This window comes from Staphylococcus arlettae (assembly GCF_002902345.1).
In the GTDB taxonomy this organism is placed as follows: domain Bacteria; phylum Bacillota; class Bacilli; order Staphylococcales; family Staphylococcaceae; genus Staphylococcus; species Staphylococcus arlettae.
The window spans coordinates 118395-138235 of the sequence record NZ_PPQB01000023.1 but is presented as its reverse complement, the minus strand read 5'-3'; the positions used below and the strand labels follow the sequence as shown (position 1 = coordinate 138235).

15 protein-coding genes are annotated in these 19841 nt (G+C 32.2%); 7 read left to right on the top strand and 8 right to left on the bottom strand.

Going from position 1 to position 19841, the window contains the following annotated elements:
* Positions 1 to 135 precede the first annotated feature (135 nt).
* Both tcaB and tcaA read right to left on the bottom strand, forming a co-directional pair.
* On the bottom strand, positions 136 to 1326 hold the full coding sequence (gene tcaB / locus CD036_RS12075) for a putative multidrug effflux MFS transporter TcaB (protein WP_021459718.1): 1191 nt from the start codon (positions 1324 to 1326) through the stop codon (positions 136 to 138).
* Positions 1327 to 1497: 171 nt separating this feature from the next.
* On the bottom strand, positions 1498 to 2883 hold the full coding sequence (gene tcaA, locus CD036_RS12070; RefSeq protein ID WP_021459719.1) for a membrane-associated protein TcaA: 1386 nt from the start codon (positions 2881 to 2883) through the stop codon (positions 1498 to 1500).
* 275 nt (positions 2884 to 3158) lie between these two features.
* Between tcaA and CD036_RS12065 the strand changes: the two genes are divergently transcribed.
* On the top strand, positions 3159 to 5543 hold the full coding sequence (locus CD036_RS12065) for an MMPL family transporter (RefSeq protein ID WP_002509090.1): 2385 nt from the start codon (positions 3159 to 3161) through the stop codon (positions 5541 to 5543).
* A gap of 50 nt (positions 5544 to 5593) precedes the next feature.
* On the opposite strand, the gene tcaR is transcribed toward CD036_RS12065, so the two are convergent.
* Positions 5594 to 6055 carry a MarR family transcriptional regulator TcaR gene (gene tcaR, locus CD036_RS12060; RefSeq protein ID WP_002509089.1) on the bottom strand — a complete coding sequence of 154 codons (462 nt, stop codon included), beginning with the start codon at positions 6053 to 6055 and terminating at the stop codon, positions 5594 to 5596.
* Positions 6056 to 6313: 258 nt separating this feature from the next.
* Between tcaR and CD036_RS12055 the strand changes: the two genes are divergently transcribed.
* A complete protein-coding gene (locus CD036_RS12055) occupies positions 6314 to 7288 on the top strand; it encodes a YdcF family protein (RefSeq protein WP_021459720.1) in 975 nt (324 codons plus the stop codon).
* Positions 7289 to 7344: 56 nt separating this feature from the next.
* On the opposite strand, the gene CD036_RS12050 is transcribed toward CD036_RS12055, so the two are convergent.
* Together CD036_RS12050 and CD036_RS12045 are read right to left on the bottom strand one after the other, a co-directional pair.
* A complete protein-coding gene (locus CD036_RS12050) occupies positions 7345 to 8013 on the bottom strand; it encodes an ABC transporter ATP-binding protein (protein ID WP_002509087.1) in 669 nt (222 codons plus the stop codon).
* Positions 8013 to 9065 (bottom strand): ABC transporter permease, encoded by a 1053-nt coding sequence (locus CD036_RS12045; protein ID WP_103388770.1) that lies wholly within the window; start codon positions 9063 to 9065, stop codon positions 8013 to 8015. Before CD036_RS12045 ends, CD036_RS12050 begins: the two co-directional genes overlap by 1 nt.
* Positions 9066 to 9256: 191 nt before the next feature.
* Between CD036_RS12045 and CD036_RS12040 the strand changes: the two genes are divergently transcribed.
* Together CD036_RS12040 and CD036_RS12035 are read left to right on the top strand one after the other, a co-directional pair.
* On the top strand, positions 9257 to 9931 hold the full coding sequence (locus CD036_RS12040) for a response regulator transcription factor (RefSeq protein WP_002509085.1): 675 nt from the start codon (positions 9257 to 9259) through the stop codon (positions 9929 to 9931).
* Positions 9924 to 11300: a HAMP domain-containing sensor histidine kinase gene (locus tag CD036_RS12035; protein ID WP_103388769.1), complete on the top strand. Its 1377-nt coding sequence runs from the start codon at positions 9924 to 9926 to the stop codon at positions 11298 to 11300. The genes CD036_RS12040 and CD036_RS12035 overlap by 8 nt, the downstream gene beginning before the upstream one ends.
* An 81-nt stretch (positions 11301 to 11381) precedes the next feature.
* On the opposite strand, the gene mqo is transcribed toward CD036_RS12035, so the two are convergent.
* Positions 11382 to 12860 carry a malate dehydrogenase (quinone) gene (mqo, locus tag CD036_RS12030; protein ID WP_103388768.1) on the bottom strand — a complete coding sequence of 493 codons (1479 nt, stop codon included), beginning with the start codon at positions 12858 to 12860 and terminating at the stop codon, positions 11382 to 11384.
* Between the two features lie 388 nt (positions 12861 to 13248).
* On the opposite strand from mqo, the gene CD036_RS12025 reads away from it, so the two are divergent.
* Both CD036_RS12025 and CD036_RS12020 read left to right on the top strand, forming a co-directional pair.
* Positions 13249 to 14397 (top strand): glycosyltransferase family 4 protein, encoded by a 1149-nt coding sequence (locus CD036_RS12025; RefSeq protein WP_103388767.1) that lies wholly within the window; start codon positions 13249 to 13251, stop codon positions 14395 to 14397.
* A gap of 301 nt (positions 14398 to 14698) precedes the next feature.
* Positions 14699 to 16384: a CDP-glycerol glycerophosphotransferase family protein gene (locus CD036_RS12020; RefSeq protein WP_002509081.1), complete on the top strand. Its 1686-nt coding sequence runs from the start codon at positions 14699 to 14701 to the stop codon at positions 16382 to 16384.
* Positions 16385 to 16480: 96 nt separating this feature from the next.
* Here the strand turns inward: CD036_RS12020 and CD036_RS12015 are convergent, their stop codons facing one another.
* Both CD036_RS12015 and CD036_RS12010 read right to left on the bottom strand, forming a co-directional pair.
* On the bottom strand, positions 16481 to 17305 hold the full coding sequence (locus tag CD036_RS12015; RefSeq protein ID WP_103388766.1) for a hypothetical protein: 825 nt from the start codon (positions 17303 to 17305) through the stop codon (positions 16481 to 16483).
* Positions 17306 to 17794: 489 nt separating this feature from the next.
* Positions 17795 to 18319 (bottom strand): GNAT family N-acetyltransferase, encoded by a 525-nt coding sequence (locus CD036_RS12010; protein ID WP_103388765.1) that lies wholly within the window; start codon positions 18317 to 18319, stop codon positions 17795 to 17797.
* 320 nt (positions 18320 to 18639) lie between these two features.
* Between CD036_RS12010 and CD036_RS12005 the strand changes: the two genes are divergently transcribed.
* Positions 18640 to 19629, top strand: a complete 990-nt coding sequence (locus tag CD036_RS12005; RefSeq protein ID WP_103388764.1) for an acrylyl-CoA reductase family protein — start codon at positions 18640 to 18642, stop codon at positions 19627 to 19629.
* Positions 19630 to 19841 lie beyond the last annotated feature (212 nt).

The window sequence follows — 19841 nt, the reverse complement described above, 5'->3', positions numbered from 1 at the left end:
CCGGGGTGGGACAACGAAATCATTTTTTCAAAATCAGATTTCTGTCCCACTCCCATTTTGCAATTCATTTTTAACTTCCATAAATCACTAACACCCTAATAGGTTATTGTAATATGGAATTGAAATCATTGTGTATTAACGAAATACTCGGTAATTAATTATTTGTAATATTATCAATCCTATTGCTGTAATACTTATAATAACAAGATACGGTAGATAACTATCTTCTCCCATTATTCCTACTAACGGGGCAACTAAACCACCGAATAAATATTGTACGAGCCCTAATAAACTAGATGCACTACCACTACCACCTGAACGCTCATCCATAGCAATAGAAAAACCTAATGTAGCAATACCTGTCACTGGTGCAACTAATATAATAAATCCAATTATTAACATATATAAAGGCAGATGATTGAGTAAAGTTATACCAATCCCGAGCACACCAACAATTTGAATTACTGTCAACGCTCTAAACAGTGTCTGTCTAGCGAAATAATCAACTAGCTTCCCGGTTAATTGACTCGAAATTATCAATGTTATGCCCACAGTCGCAAACATCCAACTAAATTGTAAAGCATTCATATTATAAATACGCTGTGCAATAAAAGGTGATGCTGAAATATAGCTAAATAAAAATATAAATGTAAAACCTTGTATTAACATAGGTAATACAAATTTGGGTTTGGCTAATAATTGTTTAAAGTTATAAAAAATAGAACCTAAATTAGCTGGTGTTCTCTGCTCAGTCGTCAGTGATTCTTTAATATAACACACTATCCCTACGCACATAACTAAGCCAAAGACTGTTAAGATGATAAATATCATACGCCATGTAGCAAATGTTAACACGATGCCACCAAGTGCAGGTGCTAATACAGGTGCCACTCCATTAACTAACATAAGTATTGCTAAAAATTTAGTGAGTTGCTTCCCACTATATAAATCACTTGAAATAGCACGTGAAATAACTGCTCCAGCTCCTCCACAACACCCTTGTACGAAACGCAAGAATATCATTACCCCAATATTTGTAGTAAATACTATCGCTACACTAGCAATTGTAAACAAAGCCATTGTAATGAGTAATGGTTTTTTTCTGCCTAGTGAATCCGATAAAGGACCTACAAATAAATTACCTAGTGCTAACCCAACCATAAAAAAAGATAAAGTCAACTGAGCATTTGATGTTGTCGTTCCAAAATCATTTTGTAATTCAGGTAAGCCCGGTAAAAACATATCAATCGATAATGCACCGATAGCCGTTAAAGCTCCTAATATAACAATAAAAATAAGCGAATTACTTTGTTTATTTTCAGACATAATGTAATCTCCTAAGCATGTAATACTATTATTATATAGAACAGTTAGGCAGATTAAAATGGTAGCGTAATAAATAACCTTTATTATTATAACAATTGAATTACACTAGGTATACTTGCTAACCATCTCGATACTATAAAGAGGCTGGAATAACATTATTCCAGCCTCTAATTATTCGCTATAATTTATCACTTGTAAGTCATCACCTTTAGATGTACCCTCGAGGACATAATTCACTTCACCATATTGTCCATCACGTTTCAAGGCGTAACCAGTAACATAAAATTTATCGTCTAACCTAACTATTTCAGAAATTTGCGGAATTTGGAAAAATCTATATTGATTTGAACTTATTCCGTTTTTAGTTGCTTTATAGTTAGATGATCCTTTTTTGACAAACTCTGACACCATATCAAAATTATTTTGTGTATATGCTGTATTTAATGCAGGTGTGTAGTCACTAAAAAAATTAGTTATTTTATTTCGGAAGCTATTCTCTTCTTTTTCTTTCTTTTTCACATATTTATCAATTTCTTCTTCATCAAAATTAATAGATACAGTTGTATTGTCTTTTAAGTTATCTGTTTGAATTGTCGTTTCGTCAGAACTAAATTCTTTTTTCTTCGCTTCCCCGACCGCTTTCACTGTGATTTGTTTTGTTTTTGGATATGGACCATAAGCTTTAGAATTGTCATAATCAAATGATTTATCATTTATTTTCACTTTAATCGTATCTTTATCAAGATTATCTGCACCATTGAGGTTAAAACGTAAATATGCTTCATTAAAGGATTGATTTACATCAACCGTTTCATTATTACTATCATTAAAATTAAATTTCAACTCACCGCTAAATTGACCATTTTCCGTTTCTCTTTTAGCTTCAATACTATAATCTCCCGGGATAAATTTCCCTAATGATGTTGCTTGATTTTTATCAGCAGTAACTGTACGTTGTTTATCATTTGATCTAAATTTATACGTAGCATCAAATTTGGGTTTTACAATTGCTTCTTTAGTAGGAGCAGTAAAATTCATATTGTTAAAGAGGAAAAAACGTGTACCATTTTTGGTGATTTTCAATACTTTTTCACTGTTACGCGCAGTAACATAATTCGAAACTTGACTATCACCTTCATTTAGTTTGGATATTTTATCATGTATACTTTCCGCAAAGTTTTTCATGCCTACTTCTTCTTTTATATACTTTATGTAAGCTGTTGCTTCGTCTTCATCTACATTATTATTTTGAGTACTTAATACAGAGGATACTTTTTGTGTATCGTTATTATCTATCGCATTAACTAATAAATCAGCTTGAGCTTCAGGAGAATTAAAATTCTTAAGTAAAAAGAATATGATAATCAATAATATGATGATAAATAATGCAATACCCCATGGGATGATTTTGCGAACTTTATTATTTAATGTTTTATTATTTTGTCGGGTTGCTCGTTTTTTATTGTTAGAAGGTCTACTCCTTAACGATTGTCCACAATACGGGCATACTTTGTTAACTGTATTTACCGTTTCTCCACATTTTGGACAGTTTTGCATCTTATCACCTCTACTTCTACATTTCGCACTATCACGTTATTTTAACATAATTTACAATGAAACAATATATATGAACGAATAACATCCTAATTTTTACGTCTATTTCGTTATAACTATAACCTTCTTTATTATATAAAGTATTAGTTGTATTTGAAATACTTATTTAGTCTAATATCTATTTACAATATATTAATATTTTATAAAAGCTCACTTAGTTGACTGTCATCAACCAAAAATAGTATATTTTAAGTGTTAGTAATACTAAGGAGGTTATTATGAAGACGATATTGAAGTTCAAATGGTTAATATCCATTATTGTTATTATTGCTGTTGCTTGTTCGTTAATATTTTCACCGAATTTAGCCCAATTAGCAGCTGATAAAGGTGAAATCATTCCACCAAAAGACACTACATCTCAACAATACAAACAAATACTTAAAGATGTTAATGCTGATTCTAATAGTATTAGTGCGGTTGTTCAATTAGATAATAAGTTGGATAATCAAGATGAGAAGAAGTTAAAATCTTACATATCAAAAATTGAAAACGTAAATGGTGTAAAAAGTGTTATTTCGCCATTTGATAACTCAGCGATTGAAGATAAGTTAGTTTCAGAAGATAAAAAATCTATCATGATTCCAATCGAAACTTCTGCCAATAAAGACAAATCATTAGAAGCTTCAAAAGATATTGATGACATTAATCATTCTTTCAAAGGTTCCTATTTAACAGGTACAAATAACATCCAAGACCAAATTAACACGAGTATTAATGAAGGGTTAAAAACAACTGAAGTTATAACCGTAATACTTATTTTAGGTATTTTATTCTTAGTCTTTCGCTCTGTAGTAACACCATTTGTGCCACTATTATTAGTTGGATTATCTTATATATTTTCACAAGGCATCATTGCATTATTAGTGAAATACGCTGACTTCCCAGTGTCAATTTATATTCAACCATTTTTAGTTGCACTACTCTTTGGTATAGGTACAGATTACTGTATTTTATTACTCAATAGATATAAAGAAGAATTAGGCAAAGATCAAAGTAATTTTGATGCTGTACTTAATACATTTAAAAACGGAGGACGTACAATTCTTATTTGTGCAATTACCGTTTTAGTTGGCTTTGCAGCACTGTTCTTTGTTGAATTTAGTTTATTTAAATCTGCAGTCGGTATTGCGGTCGGTGTATTATGCTTAATGATTGTGTTGTTTACACTCTTACCAACCTTGTTATTAGTAATCGGTGGTAAAGTATTTTGGCCAAGTAAAAATACAGCTGGTCATAAAGATAGTGCACTTTGGGGCAAATTAGGTAATTTCACTACAAAAAAACCATTTTTAGCATTGGTCTTAGTTTTAATTATTTTAATACCGATCATCGTATTCGCCCCTAATAATATTACTTATGATAATACTAATGAAATTAGCGATGAATACGACTCAATTAAAGCTATCAACATCATTAAAGATGACTTTAGTGTGGGCCAAGCATTTCCGGTTCAAATCGCTATAAAAGACGATAAAAAACTGACAACAGAAAACGGCGTCAGTGACGTTGAAACATTAGCGAAATCACTGGAAAAAATTGAAGGTGTCGACGGAGTAAACACGATTACACGTCCTACTGGTAACCCTATTGAACAACTTACAACAACGTATCAACTTGACCAAATGCAGCAACAATTATCACAAGCTAATGATGGCATTAATCAAGTTAATACTGGTTTAAACAGTGCGCAACAAGCAGGTCAAGGTCAATCTGCCCAAATGTCTCAAGGCCTATCTCAAGTACAATCTGGTCAAGAACAAATACAACAACGAATGGAAGATATGGCCAATGATAAATCAGTTGATGAATCGGGCATGTATATTACAAAAGATATGCTGCAAGATTCTGAATTAAAACAATCTGTTAATCAATATAGTGAGGATGACGGCAATATTGTATTACTTAATGTAGAATTAAGTGACGATCCTTTCTCCAAAAAGGCTATGAATACAGTGGAGAAAGTTGAACAGTCTGTAACAAATCAAGTAAAAGGTACTAGCTTTAACGATAGTCAAATAGAAATTGGTGGTACGTCTGCTGAAAACAAAGATTTACAGACTACTATTGATAATGACATGACTAAAGCTATTGTGTTAATTACTATTTTCTTATTTGTTGTATTACTTGTATTCCAACGCTCTATTATTATGCCAATTTACATGATTGCTTCCATTCTAATCACATATTATGCATCAATTGGTATAGCAAATATTATCTTTGACAATATACTTGGATTAGGTGGTTTATTATTAGTCGTACCATTCTTTAGCTTTGTAGTACTAATGGCTCTAGGTGTTGACTATGCAATATTCTTAGTCAATCGCTTCTCTGAAGAAGCTTACCAAGGTATCGTCCCTGCATTATTAATCGCCATGCGCAAAATGGGTACAGTAATTATGACTGCCTGTCTCATTTTAGTTGGTACCATAGCTGCTCTTTATTCTTCAGGTGCTATGACATTAATGCAAATTGCAACAGTTGTCATTGTCGGTCTACTATTATATAACATTTTAATGTTACCACTATTTATACCTTCCATAGCCAAATCATTCGGCAAAGGAAACTGGTGGCCATTTAAAACCAAAGAAAGTAAGAAAAAATAAATTTAATAAAAGCCTACACTTCAATGAAGTGTAGGCTTTTATTATGCATATTAGGAATTGTTAATATTAAAATTTTTCAATCTATGATCAATAATCTCTAATACATAGCGTGCTTGTTCAATCTGTTCTTCAGATAAATCAGATAGCATATCACTCACGATATTACTTACTATTGATTTACACTCACTATTAAATTGTTGGCCTTTATCAGTCAATTTAATATACTTCAGGCGCTGATCAGCATGTGTTTCTGTTTTGTCCCATTCTACTAAATCAGATTGGATTAATTTTTTAATCCGTCTACTTACAGCTGCCTTATTCACTCCTTGCTTTTCAGTTATTTCTGTTAATGTCATTGCTCTCTCATTTTCAAGCATTAAAATGACATTTGCTTGTTCTTTCGATATGTTATATTCCGCTCTTAAATCTCTGAGTAATTTTGCTACTAAAGTATTCACATCGTCTATAAACATACCCATAAAATCAATATGATTTCTTAAGTTTTTTACCATGTCCTGCACCTCTAAGCTATACAATATCTAGAATTGTCTTTTTTCTAGCACTTTATAGTCTTTTACTTATTACCCTAATAATATCAATAAATATCACTAGATAAAAGATTAAAAACCATTATGTTCAAAATTATATTATATTCCAATAACTTTATTGCAGTCATCATAAATATTACTTATTATTTAACAGATTGTAGTTGCTAATTTAATTTCAATCCTCTACATTTAGTATAATAGATTAACTATTTGAGGTGCTGTATGGATTTATTAACTATCATTTTGTGTTTCTTTATTTTTATAGCTTACATCAGTTTGTTTTTTAACCAAACGATACTGTTATCACTAAATGCATATATTTCCATTGTTATACTAGGTTACTGTGTAATCATCTACCATATTGGTCGCCATCATATCCCAATCGATTTGATTATCGTGTTGATTCTAGGTGTTATACTAATACATTTGAAGCATCGCCATTTATTTAACAATGATATTAGTCTTCGCTTTATGAAGCGCTTATATAAGCGTGGTGTTAAACTTATTGTAATAACATTGGCTTGTGCCTATATTAGTTTAATGCCAATTGGTATTAATATTATCTTTCTGTGGTTAGCAGCTATCGCTTTTAGTGCCTTATTCACCTTTGTTTGTTATGCTACATGGTCATCTGCTTATGCCACTCGTTCGAACAATGTACATTATGATGTGATTCTAACACTTGGCGCTGGCATTTTTACTGAGGAAGTTACGCCAATGTTAGCCAAACGATTGGATAAAGCTTTGGTATTGTTTAACAACAATAGTGATGCCACGATGATTGTGAGTGGCGGTCAAGGTCCAGACGAACCAATACCAGAATCATTAGCCATGAAACGCTACTTAATCGCTAACGGGGTACCTGAACAACAAATTATTATGGAATATCAATCTACCAATACATTTGAAAACATTAAAAACACTAAAGACTTATTAGCGACATATATACCGAGACAAGCGCAAGTTGTTTGTGTAACGAGTCAATTTCATGTGCTTAGAGCATTGCGTTTTGGACAAATTTTAAATGTTCGCATGACTGGCTTAGGTAGTACCACGCCCTATCATTTTTTAGAAATTGCATTAATTAGAGATTTTTTAGGTTTAATGTATCAATACCGCTTACTATTAACAGTGTATTTCGCGATACTCTTTTTTATTTGTATTATCTCATTTTGGCAAATTCCAAGTTATTTATAACACAACTTAGGCGACAGTTCTTATTGCATAACTGTCGCCTATTTTTTGCTTTTATTTTATTGTTGTACTATTTTCCCATCTTCTAGTTCTATTATTCTATCTGCATATTCTAATAATCTATTATCATGGGTTATCATAATAGCAATCATTTGCTCGTCTTTCACTTGCTTTTTAAACATCTCAACTACTTCCGTCGCACGCGCAGCGTCTAAACTAGCTGTAGGTTCGTCTGCTAAAATAATTTTAGGATTATTCATAAAGGCACGCATAATAGCTACACGTTGCTTTTCTCCACCAGATAACATATGAGGAAAGACATCTAGTCTGTGATTTAGACCTATACGATTGAGCAACATTTCAGCTTTAGTTCGAGCTTCTTTTTTCGTCATACCCGCTTCAACACCAATAGTTATGAGCTGATCTTGCACTTTTAAATATGGTACCAAATGTGCTGATTGGAAGATAAAACCTATCTCTGTTAAACGTAATGCTGCTGGTTTACTTTGAGCTGAAAATAATGGTGCATTATTATATAAAATCTGTCCGTCATTAGCTGTTAACAAACCACCTAGGATAGTTAATAATGTAGTTTTACCTGAACCTGAAGCACCTTTTAAAATAACAAATTCTCCATTATCGACGTTAAAATCAATCCCTTTCAACACTTGTGTTTCCGCTTGTCCTCGGCCAAAGGATTTTGTAATATTTTGTATTTCTAAAGTCATTATTCTCCACCTCCTATAGCTTCAATTGGATCAACTTTAAATAATTTAATAAACGATAATATAGCTCCTATCATAGCGACTACAATAAAGATAATAGTCACGAGCAATAAATTAAATGTAGTAATGTGGAACGGCATCGATACAGGCATTACTATCGATAATAAACTGATAATAGCGATTGCTATAATTACGCCAATCATAGTAGTTAATAAAATTTGGAATACAAGCGCGCTTAATAAGTGACGTGTTTTGATCCCTATTGCTTTTAAAATACCTATCTCTGATATTTTTTGAATTGTCATAACGTAGAAAAATGCGCTTAACACAATCGCAGTAATTACATATAAACTTACGATCATCATATTCAATGGTGCTTGTTCAGCTTGATAACTTGGAATTTCATCGGTAATGTCTTGTTCACTATAAATGTTGACACCTGAAATGTTTTCTAACTGTTGTGCTTTATTATCTGATAAATCAGTAACTGGATAAATCGTAGACACTTGATTATTTAACGATTCAAAACCAGCATCTGACATCATCACTACTGAACTATGTGAATGCATTGTATCTGTAAGTACACCACTAATCGTTAATTTATTACCATCTTTTGTTGTAACAGTATCACCTACAGTGAGACCATCAGCCGTTAACTTTTTATTTATGGCAATGTCACTTTTCTTTTTTGGATAGTGGCCCTGTTCTAATTCAGGTTTATGGTCTTTCACAGTATTAATCATCATGACATCTTCATCTTCATTTTTTAGTTTTAATGTTTGACCTGCTAACTGCATCGGTTCTGACTGCGTAATTTTTTCTATCTTTTCTTGCTGTGAATCTTTCAATAGTGATTTTTCTATTTGAGGTTGTTTACTATCCTGCATAACATACTTTTCTGCATTTACATTATCTAACATCGAAACATTTTCTCTTGCTAATCCTTGTGCTAATCCACTAATAAATAACACCATAATACTCAATAGTAATATGATAAGCATAATTAAAATAAAACGAAATTTATAAAATTTCATTTCCGCCCATGCTAGTTTCATTACTTACTCACTCCCTGTTCAAATTGATTAATTGTATTGTATGATGCCTTTATGAACTCAATATGAACTTTTATGACTTCTTAATAAATTTTTATTCACCTTGTTTCTTTTTAATAAGTGATTAGAATTTTATTTGGTTAATTACAGATATAATATGTATAATGAAAATAAATTAGAAGGAGTGACATAGTATGACTACGTGTTTAATTGTCGATGATGATCCAAAAATCCTACAATATGTCTCAAACCACTTAGATAGAGAAGGTTTACATACAGTAACGAAACCAAGTGCTGAAACAGCACTTTCGTACTTAATGGATAATCAAATAGATATTGCTGTTGTCGACGTTATGATGGAAGGCATGAATGGATTTGAACTATGTCAAATATTAAAAGATGACTATCAGTTGCCTGTTATTATGCTCACTGCACGAGATGCTTTAAGCGATAAAGAAAAAGCCTTTTTAACAGGTACCGATGATTATGTTACGAAACCATTTGAAATAAAAGAGTTAATTTTTCGAATCAGAGCGATATTACGAAGATACAACATCAATACAAACAATGAAATTATTGTAGGTAATTTATTGCTTAATCAAGCTTATCTAGAAATTCAAGTTGAAGGAAAGACAATGAATTTACCTAATAAAGAATTTCAATTGCTTTATACTTTAGCTGCTAACCCTAAACAAGTATTTAGCAGAGATGCGTTAATAGAAAAAATATGGGGCTTTGATTATGAAGGTGATGAACGGACAGTAGATGTGCATGTTAAGAGGCTTCGTAAGAGACTAGAAAGACTCAATTCTTCAGTTAACATCATTACAGTAAGAGGACTCGGTTATAAGGTGGATGACTATGTTTAAATCTTTATATACACGTATAGCAATTTATACTATCGTTGTTTTACTATTCAGTGCCATTATGAGTTTTCTAATTACTAATGTTTACTATCATCTCTATTTAAAGGAAAACAATGATGCTAAAATTATGCGCACACTTAAAGAAGCGAAAAATTATCAATCTGAATCTAACGTCACCTCATTAGATCAATATTTTACACATATGGGTGAAATGAATTATCAAGTAATGACAGTCACAACCTCTGGAAAAAAATCATTTTACGGTACACCTTTTAGAGAAGACAATATTTCACAATCCGCTGTGCAACAAGTATTAGCAGACAAACCTTTCCATGGTATTAAAAATCAACCCTTCCAACCATTTATTACAGGTTTTTTTGAAAATGTGACGTCAAATACTGTTGGCGTGCCATTTCATTCCGATGGCGAAAAAGTAGCAGTATTTATGAGACCAGATATTGGACAAACCTTTAGCGAATTTCGTATATTTTTAGCACTGTTAATTACATTGCTACTTGTTATTTCAATCACGCTTGTTATTTTATCTACTAATGCCATTGTAAAACCTATACAACAGCTGAAGCGCTCCACAGAACGTATGATGCATGGAGATTTTGACACACCTACTGAAATCACACGTAAAGATGAATTAGGTACACTACAGTATCGTTTCGATACTATGCGTCAATCACTCAAACAATTAGATGATATGCGACAACACTTTGTGCAAAATGTGTCTCATGAAATTAAGACACCTCTAACACATATCCATCATTTACTAGATAAAATGAAGCATGCTAAAACTACAACTGCACAACATCAATATATAGATGATATTTACCAAATCACTACGCAATTAAGTGATTTGACTAAAGCATTGTTGCTTCTGTCAGAATTAGATAACAATGTACATTTAAAATTTAATGATGCAATTCAAATAAATCAATTATTAACTGAAATAATACGTCACGAACAATATAGTGCAAATGAAAAAGACTTAATTATTCTCTCAGATTTTGAAGCTGTATCATATACTGGTAATCGTCGGCTACTACACCAAGCCTTCCAAAATTTAATTACCAATGCCATTAAATATTCACCTAAAGATGGTGCGATTGATATTATGCTCCATCAAGATAGCGAAAATATTACTTTCATGATACAAAATGAAGGAGAACCAATGTCTCAAATGACACAACAACATATTTTTGAACGCTTTTATAAAATAAGTGAATATGACAATAGTAACGGTTTAGGTTTAGCGATTGTAAAAACAATTGTCGAATTACATCAAGGCCAAGTTACTGTTGACAGTACTTATGAAAAAGGTACCGTCTTTACTATCAAATTACCATTAGACAATAATAATTAACATTACACAGAAAGCCTGCACGTGTCGATCATAGACAACGTGCAGGCTTAATTTGATTATATAAAAAGTATTACTATAACATTAGTCAACTTTTAAATATTTTTTAATTTCTTCATTAATTTCTTTATATAAATCTTCGTTATCTGTCAGACGTTGACCATAAGAAGGAATCATTTCTTTAATTTTACCTTCCCATTGCTTAAACTCATCTTTATAACATTTCTGTAATAAATCTAGCATAATGTCTACAGCTGTAGAGGCACCTGGTGAAGCGCCTAATAATGCAGATAACGTACCATCTTCAGAAGTCACAAGCTCGGTACCAAATTGTAAAGTCCCTTTACCAGTCTCAGTATCTTTTATTACTTGAACTCGTTGACCGGCAACAACTACATGCCAATCTTCGCTATTAGCATCAGGTACAAAGGTACGTAATTCTTCCATGCGTTCTTCATTTGATAAAGTTAATTGAGAAATAAGATACTTAGTTAAATTTATTTCTTTAGCTCCTGCAGACAACATCGTAATCAAGTTATTAGGTTTAACTGATTTTACTAAATCCATATTAGACCCAGTTTTTAGGAACTTCGGAGAAAAACCAGCAAATGGTCCAAATAACAATGTACGTTTGCCATCAATATAACGTGTATCTAAATGTGGCACCGACATTGGTGGCGCACCAACAGATGCTTTACCATACACTTTGGCATTATGTTTTTTAGTAATTTCTTCTTTAGTACATACTAAGAAAAGTCCACTTACTGGGAAACCACCAATATGTTTAGATTCTTTTATGCCTGTCTTTTGTAAAAGTGGTAAACTTGCGCCACCTGCACCGATGAAAACAAACTTACTTTCTACTATTTTGACTTCATCAGTCGTTAAATCTTTAACTTTAACTTCCCATTTACCATCTTTTCTTTGTTTTAAATCTTCTACTTCATGGTTATAATTTAATTCTACATTTTGTTTTTCTAAGTTATCGAACAGTTTGTTAGTTAAATTACTAAAGTTAACGTCTGTACCTGTTTTATCATATGAAATAGCCATTGGAATGTTAGACGTACGGCCTTCCATCATTAATGGCGCCCATTCAGCGATTTTGTCTTTATCATCTGTAATTTCCATATTACTAAATAGGATATTTTTATTAAGTCTATCTACACGTTTTTTTAAAAACTCTACATTTTTAACGCCTTGTACAAAACTCATATGCGGCACAGGTTTAATAAACCCTTCAGGTGAACCTAACTGACCATCTTTTACTAAAAAACTCCAAAATTGTTTAGAAATTTGGAATTGCTCATTTATTTTAATAGCTTTTGTAATATCTATAGAGCCATCTTTATTTTCTTTGGTATAATTTAATTCACATAATGCTGAATGCCCTGTTCCTGCATTATTCCAAGCATTAGAGCTTTCTTGAGCTGGTGTTGATAACCTTTCAAACATTTTAAAACTTTTATCAGGTGACAATGATTTTAATATTGTACCTAATGTTGCACTCATGATTCCGCCACCAATTAAGATGACATCTGTTTTGCTATGTTGTGTACTCATAACAAATACAGTCCCCCTTTAAATATGTTTATAGAAAGTTATCCTTATCTATCGACTGTATCACGAATATGTAATATGGTTTACACGATAAAACGCTTTCTATAACGTATGAATTAACTTACTTTTCATCATTGTATTCTGAAACTCTAGTTAATACTTACAATAATGAAGATTAAACCAACTCCCTTAATTATATACATAATTAACTGATGAAAAAAGCCCAAAAGCACAATCTATTTGAAAATAAAAATTTTTCTGTCATTATTTGTATATAAATTTTCTGCTAAAATGCGTGGTCCCGCACATCGATTACATTGCAACCACTTACAACTTTACATATAATTAAAGTTAACTATTTATCATTTATATAATATTTGGAGGTTTCCAAGTGCAATCAATCACATTTTTCATGCATAATATTTTTGCTATGGGTGGTACAGTAAAGTCAATTTCAGAATTGGCGAATGTACTAGCTAACAAAGGCCATCCCGTCACTATTATTTCTGTCTTCAAATCAAAGGAGATGCCATACTTTGAATTACACCCAGATATCAAAATTCAAACATTGATTGACTATACACACATTCGTTCCAACTTGAAAAGCGCCATTTTTAATAGAGTACGTAAATATACAAAATTTTTAAAACCTAAAGTATTATCCAGACATGAACCTGGCCTAAACCAATTTTCAAGTTATATCGAACGTAAAATGATTCACGCTATCAAAACGGTCGATTGTGATGTTTTAATTGGTACGCGTGCAAGCTTTAATATATTAATTGCTCAACATGGCCCTTACGATGTAACAAAAGTTGGCATGGAACATATGAACTTTGATGCGCATCCTACAGCGTATCAACAAGAAATCATTGAAGCTTACCGATCTCTAGATAAAATTACCACATTGACATCTGTCGACCAACAACGTTATCAAAATGTCGTCCAAACTCCTGTGTTTGTTGTACCTAATGTTCTAAATGAACAAAGGCTAGATTTACCTAAAGACAAAATTATTTTAGCTGCTGGCCGTTTAGAATACGAAAAAGGGTTCGACCTATTAATCAACAGTATTCAAATTATTCAAGATGTCATACGCCAATTTAACTATCGTGTACACATTTATGGTAGCGGACAACAAAGGAAACAACTTGAACAACTTATTTCACAGCATCAACTGGATGATATTGTATCGATATTTGATACTACACAATCCTTATCAACCAAATTGGCCGAAAGTGAACTAACCATTATACCTTCACGTAATGAAGGCTTCGGGATGGTAATCCTTGAGGCAATGAACCAAAGCAGTATTGTTATAAGTTTTGATGGCATTGCAGGACCTGATTCAATTATAAAAAATAACATCAATGGTTATTTAGTTGAACATGGAGATATTAAAGCATTAGCCTTTAAAATTCAACGTCTGTTAAATCAAGAATTTAAATACAATACGATTATCAAACATGGCTATGAGACCGTTGAGCAATATTCACCTGATGCTATTTACACACGATTTTCAACTATGTTAAAACACTAATTTATTAGCTAAACTAAAAGACGTTAACAGAATAATTTCAGCCTTATATGTCAATAACCACTTTGCGTCCTTTTAACAAATTAAACATTATATATAATAATATATAGAGCCTGAAATAATGAATATGTCAGGCTCTAGTTTATGTTACTTACTTGTTGTATCAGCTTATAAATACTTAAATAACACTATTTTATCATTACTGTTATATTCAATGATTTTAGTGTCTTTATATAACTCAAAGTTTATCTCTAAGCTCCTACATGATAAAATTGAGTTCAATTATGATAAGTAGAGGGATTTTATGATTAAACAATTAAATTTAAATATCTGGCAAGATTTAACTATGCATTTAAATAAAACATTACAAGAAGGTTATACTCACTTTATTCTTGTAGATGACTTCATACATATTTATCCAGAAATGTTGAATAATGTAACGTTAGATCAATCTAACATTGTTGCTGATTATACTGTTAACGGCTTATATCAAAATGATTGTCGCTATTTTGCGCAGGAAACTATTACCTTTAATGATTGGATCGAAAATATCAATCATTACCCTAACGTGATATATCATATTGAAACAACGTTAACCATGTTAGAAACGCACCACGTTAATACAATGTTTGATTTAGCTGTGCATGCACTATTACAAGATACGGTTAAAGTTGATCCACATGTCGTGTTCGACTATCAACAAACTTACTTGACCTCTTCTCAGTTATGGGAAGAGATTAAAAAATGTACGGTACTGAATACAACAAAATTCAATTTAAATAAGCTTGCATACATACACAAGCACTCTATACCGTTTAAAAATTACGAAACATTAGCTCCCGATCAGTTACGCTATACAGATAAATTGATAAAAAATTTCCGCTTCAAATTACCACATTGGATCTATAATTTTGCGCAACATCATTTTACAAAGAAACATCGTCAAATGAGCTATATATATGAGAAAAATGAAAACAAATTAAAAGACCATATTGTCTTTTTAGGGTTTGACTACGGTTTTAGAGGAAATTCACGTTATTTATTCAACCATTTCGCTAAACACTTTGCAAAAGTACCTATTTATTTCGTTACCGAAGATGTAAATGGACCAAATTTCATCAAACCTAATGACCCAAACACTAAAGCTTTAATCGAATCAGCACGTGTTGTTATTTTAGAAAGTAATATACCGGATGATATACGTCCAAACGGTACTATTATTCAATTATGGCATGGAACACCAATTAAAAAACTATTCTTAGATAGCCATGAAGTACATCAAAATAGTAAGATTTATAATTATAGAGCAAGAAAGTATAACAAATGGCTACAACAAAATTACTTAATTTGTGATTGTGAAGAAATTATCGATTACTTCAAATCCGCCTTTCCATTACAGCATACAAAAGTAGTTAGTAGCGGTTATCCACGCGTTAAATATTTATTGGATAAACAAAAAGATACACCTTATGTAAAATTTATTAAACATGAATTAAAAATTGATCCAGCAAAACCAACATTGCTTTATGCACCAACTTGGAAAACTACTGAAGACGAGTCTGATTTATTACCACTCAGTGACGGGTTGTTAAATAAGTATAATGTCATTTATAAAGGACATATCGAAAATACTTCAACTTACCTACCTGAAAATGCAATTATTGCACCAGCAAATATAGAGACACAGGATTTAATTCTTATCTCAGATGTAGTATTAACAGATTATTCATCTATTATTTTTGATGCACTAACTTTAGACAAAACAGTTTGTCAGTTCACACCAAATCATGAAAAATATATAGCAGAACGTGGTGTTTATGAAGATGTAATGCATTCACTCGCAGTGGTGCGTTACAGTGATGCCAAAGCATTACTCAATGATTTAATCAGTTTTCAAATGTCAGACATTACTAACAATGCATTTGTAAACAAAAATAATCATGCATTTGAGACGATATCGAATATCATAAAAAAACATATGAACCTATAACAAAATCGTAAGGCTTTAAATATAAAGAGGACTAATCCATATTACGGATTAGTCCTCTTATTTTGAGAAAGGAATTTATATCCCAGTCCCTTGTTATTATTGTTGATAAGCTGGATCTACTACACGTACAGTACCTTGTTGGTCAACTGTAGCTATAGCGTAGGTACCAGGTTGAGCTTGGTTTTGGAAACTAAAGATATAACTGTAATTTCCTTCACTACCTTCAATTGCATAATCATTATATGCATTATTTTGTCCATTAATAGCATTAACTTCTGACGTAGCGTTTGCTAAAGAATTTTCAAAATTAGGTAACGTTTGTAACGCTTGTTGAGGATCTACATTTGATGATGTAATGTTTTGTGATACTGGTACTGCATTTTCTCCTTGATAAGGTGGCACATAACCATTGGCATTACCACTATTAGCATTACCATTATTAGCATTCGCATCACTAGACGCTCCATTACCAGCGTTAGCTGTTGCATCATCAGAAGCACTATCTGCCCCAGCATTATTAGTTACTCCGCTATTAGCACTGTTACTGTCGTTAGCAGTACCATTAGCACTGTCACTAGCTTGGTCTCCACTATTACCATTACTACTAGCACTTGAATCTGAACTACTTGAATCGCTATCAGAACTGTCAGAGCTACTAGCACTATTAGAGTCATCAGAGCCATTAGAGCTGCTATCGTCTTCTGAGTTGCCATCTTTGTTGTCAGAGTTTGATTTATCTTCTCCATCTTTCGAATCTTTTGAGTCTTTTGAACTATCATCATTATTTTTCTTACTGTCACTAGCTGAATCTTTTGATTTATTATCGTCAGATCCGCCGTTGTCCGAACCTTCATCGCCCCCATTAGAACATGCAGCCAAAGCAAGCGATAATGTTAAGAAACCTGCCAAAAGTTTTTTCATTTAAAACAACCTCCTCTATTTTTTGTACACTTGCTAATTCGTAGATATTTCACTATGTAATATGCTTCACTCCACTTTCATAGCAAGAATTACTATGTTATACACTAAAAAATTTCAAATAAACATATTTCATAAAAATTTATTTTCAATTTACATACAAACTGTATTCAGAAATTGGGACAGAAATCCCACCCCAGCAAGCATGACTAGTATCGAACAAAGCTTCATTTGAAACGCATTTTCAAAACAATCAGCTACTGTCTCTTTGAAATGGGACGGGGATGAATCAATATTATCCCAACCTATAAAAGCGTAAACAAAACCAGCGTATTATTTATTGGCAGTGGATTATGCCGACTCCTGCGGGAATAGCACTCGCTGAAGACTACAGGCTGAAGCAGTGCCCGCGGAAAGCGTGCATAAAAAACTGCCGACAAAGCCAGAGACCTTGTCGACAGTTTGAGTATTAATATAAGGTTTACTTGGAGTTCAATTGGTTGTTAACTCTTTTTCCATAACTGCATCAAGATCAATTGTATTTCCTGTAATAAATTGATGCTCTCCAGTTTTGACGAACCCATGTTTTTTATAAAATTGCAATGCTTGTTTATTATGTTTCCAAACACCGAGCCAGATTTTGGTTTTAGCTAATTCTTGTGCACGCTGTAATACAAAGTTAAAGACACGTGTACCTTTACCACCACTTTGTGCATCTTTAACAAAATAAATACGTTGTAATTCTAAATACTCTGTACCTTTTGCTTCTGTTTGTCCTGCATCTACATTTATTTTAAAAAATCCTAATAATTCACCATGTTCTCTATAAAAGTAAGTTTCAGATTGCGGGTTATTCAATTCTTGTTCTAAAGCTTCTATACTATAGGCACTTTCAAAAAAGTCACGAAAATCTTCATCACTGTAACTACCTTCGAATGTTTCTCGGAAAGTAGTAATACAGATATCACGTAACATTTGTACTTCGGCTCGTCTTACTAAATCAATTTGATATGTCATAATAAATTATCTCCTCTTAATTTATAACAAGTTATCCCTATAATATAAATATATGTATTACATTTCAATTAAAATCTTTTATAAATTCTGCCAACTTAATTTTAGTCCTAATATTGTTAAACATTTATAATTATTTTATAATAGACCAGTTGCATGAATAATAATAAACCATATAATTGTGTTTAATTTCAATATAAAGCGTTTACTTACATTAAGAATAACTACAGCGTATTGTATAGGCAATAAATTCGTGATAGAGTATATTTTAGTTTTTATATTGTTCATAAATTTAAAATTACATAAGGGAGTGCCATAGCGCAATGAGTGAGACATTTAAGGCTTTAGTAGTCGATGAACAAGATAACAAAGTAATTAGTCAATTTAAAGAATTAACGATAGATGACCTTCCAGAAGGTGAAGTACTAATCAAAGTTAAATATTCTGGAATCAATTATAAAGATGCATTAGCAACTACAACTGGAAATAAGATTGTCAAATCTTATCCAATGGTTCCAGGTGTAGATTTAGCTGGTGTAGTAGAAGCGTCTGACAGCCATGCATATGAACCAGGCGATGAAGTAATAGTTACTGGTTTTGACTTAGGTGTAGCCCATTTCGGCGGCTTTAGCGAATACGCTCGTGTAAAAGAAGAATGGCTTGTCAAACTGCCTAAAGATTTAACACTAGAAGAAGCAATGATTTATGGTACGGCAGGTTATACTGCTGGTTTGGCAATTGAAACATTGGAACATAACGGATTATCAATTGAACATGCACCTGTACTAGTTCGAGGAGCATCAGGCGGAGTTGGGACATTAGCCGTTATGATGCTAAAAGAAATAGGCTTTAAAGTTATTGCCAGTACAGGCAAAACATCAGCTGCAGACAAATTGCAAACCCTTGGTGCTAAAGAAATTATTGATCGCCTCCCTGACAATGACTCTAAACCACTCGGAAAACGTACTTGGCAAGCAGTAATTGACCCTGTCGGCGGGGATGGATTAGCACATGCTGTAAAACATTTAGATTACAATGGTAGTGTTGCTGCTATAGGTATGACTGGTGGCGATAACTTTGCAACTTCAGTCTTCCCATTTATTTTACGTGGTGTTAATATCTTTGGAATCGATTCTGTCTATACGAATTTACGTAAGAGACAATTAATTTGGCGTAGATTAGCAAAAGATCTTAAGCCAAAACAATTACACGATATCAAAACTGTCATTAGCTTCTCAGAACTTGAGTCTAGCATTGAAACAGTGGTTAACCATAAAAATGAAGGTCGCATTATTATTGATTTCGAAGCATAAATCAATATTTTACAACGTAACTCAATAACTATATGAGGAAGTATATAACAGCAATTTTATTCAGATGCTGTTATATACTTCCTTTTTCATGTATTCACAAATTGTTTTTAATTTAATTTTAATTATTAAATAGTCATTTTCAAATAATAATCCGTACAAATAAATAATATAGTTATATTTTATTATTTACAAGAATAAAATGAAAGCGTATA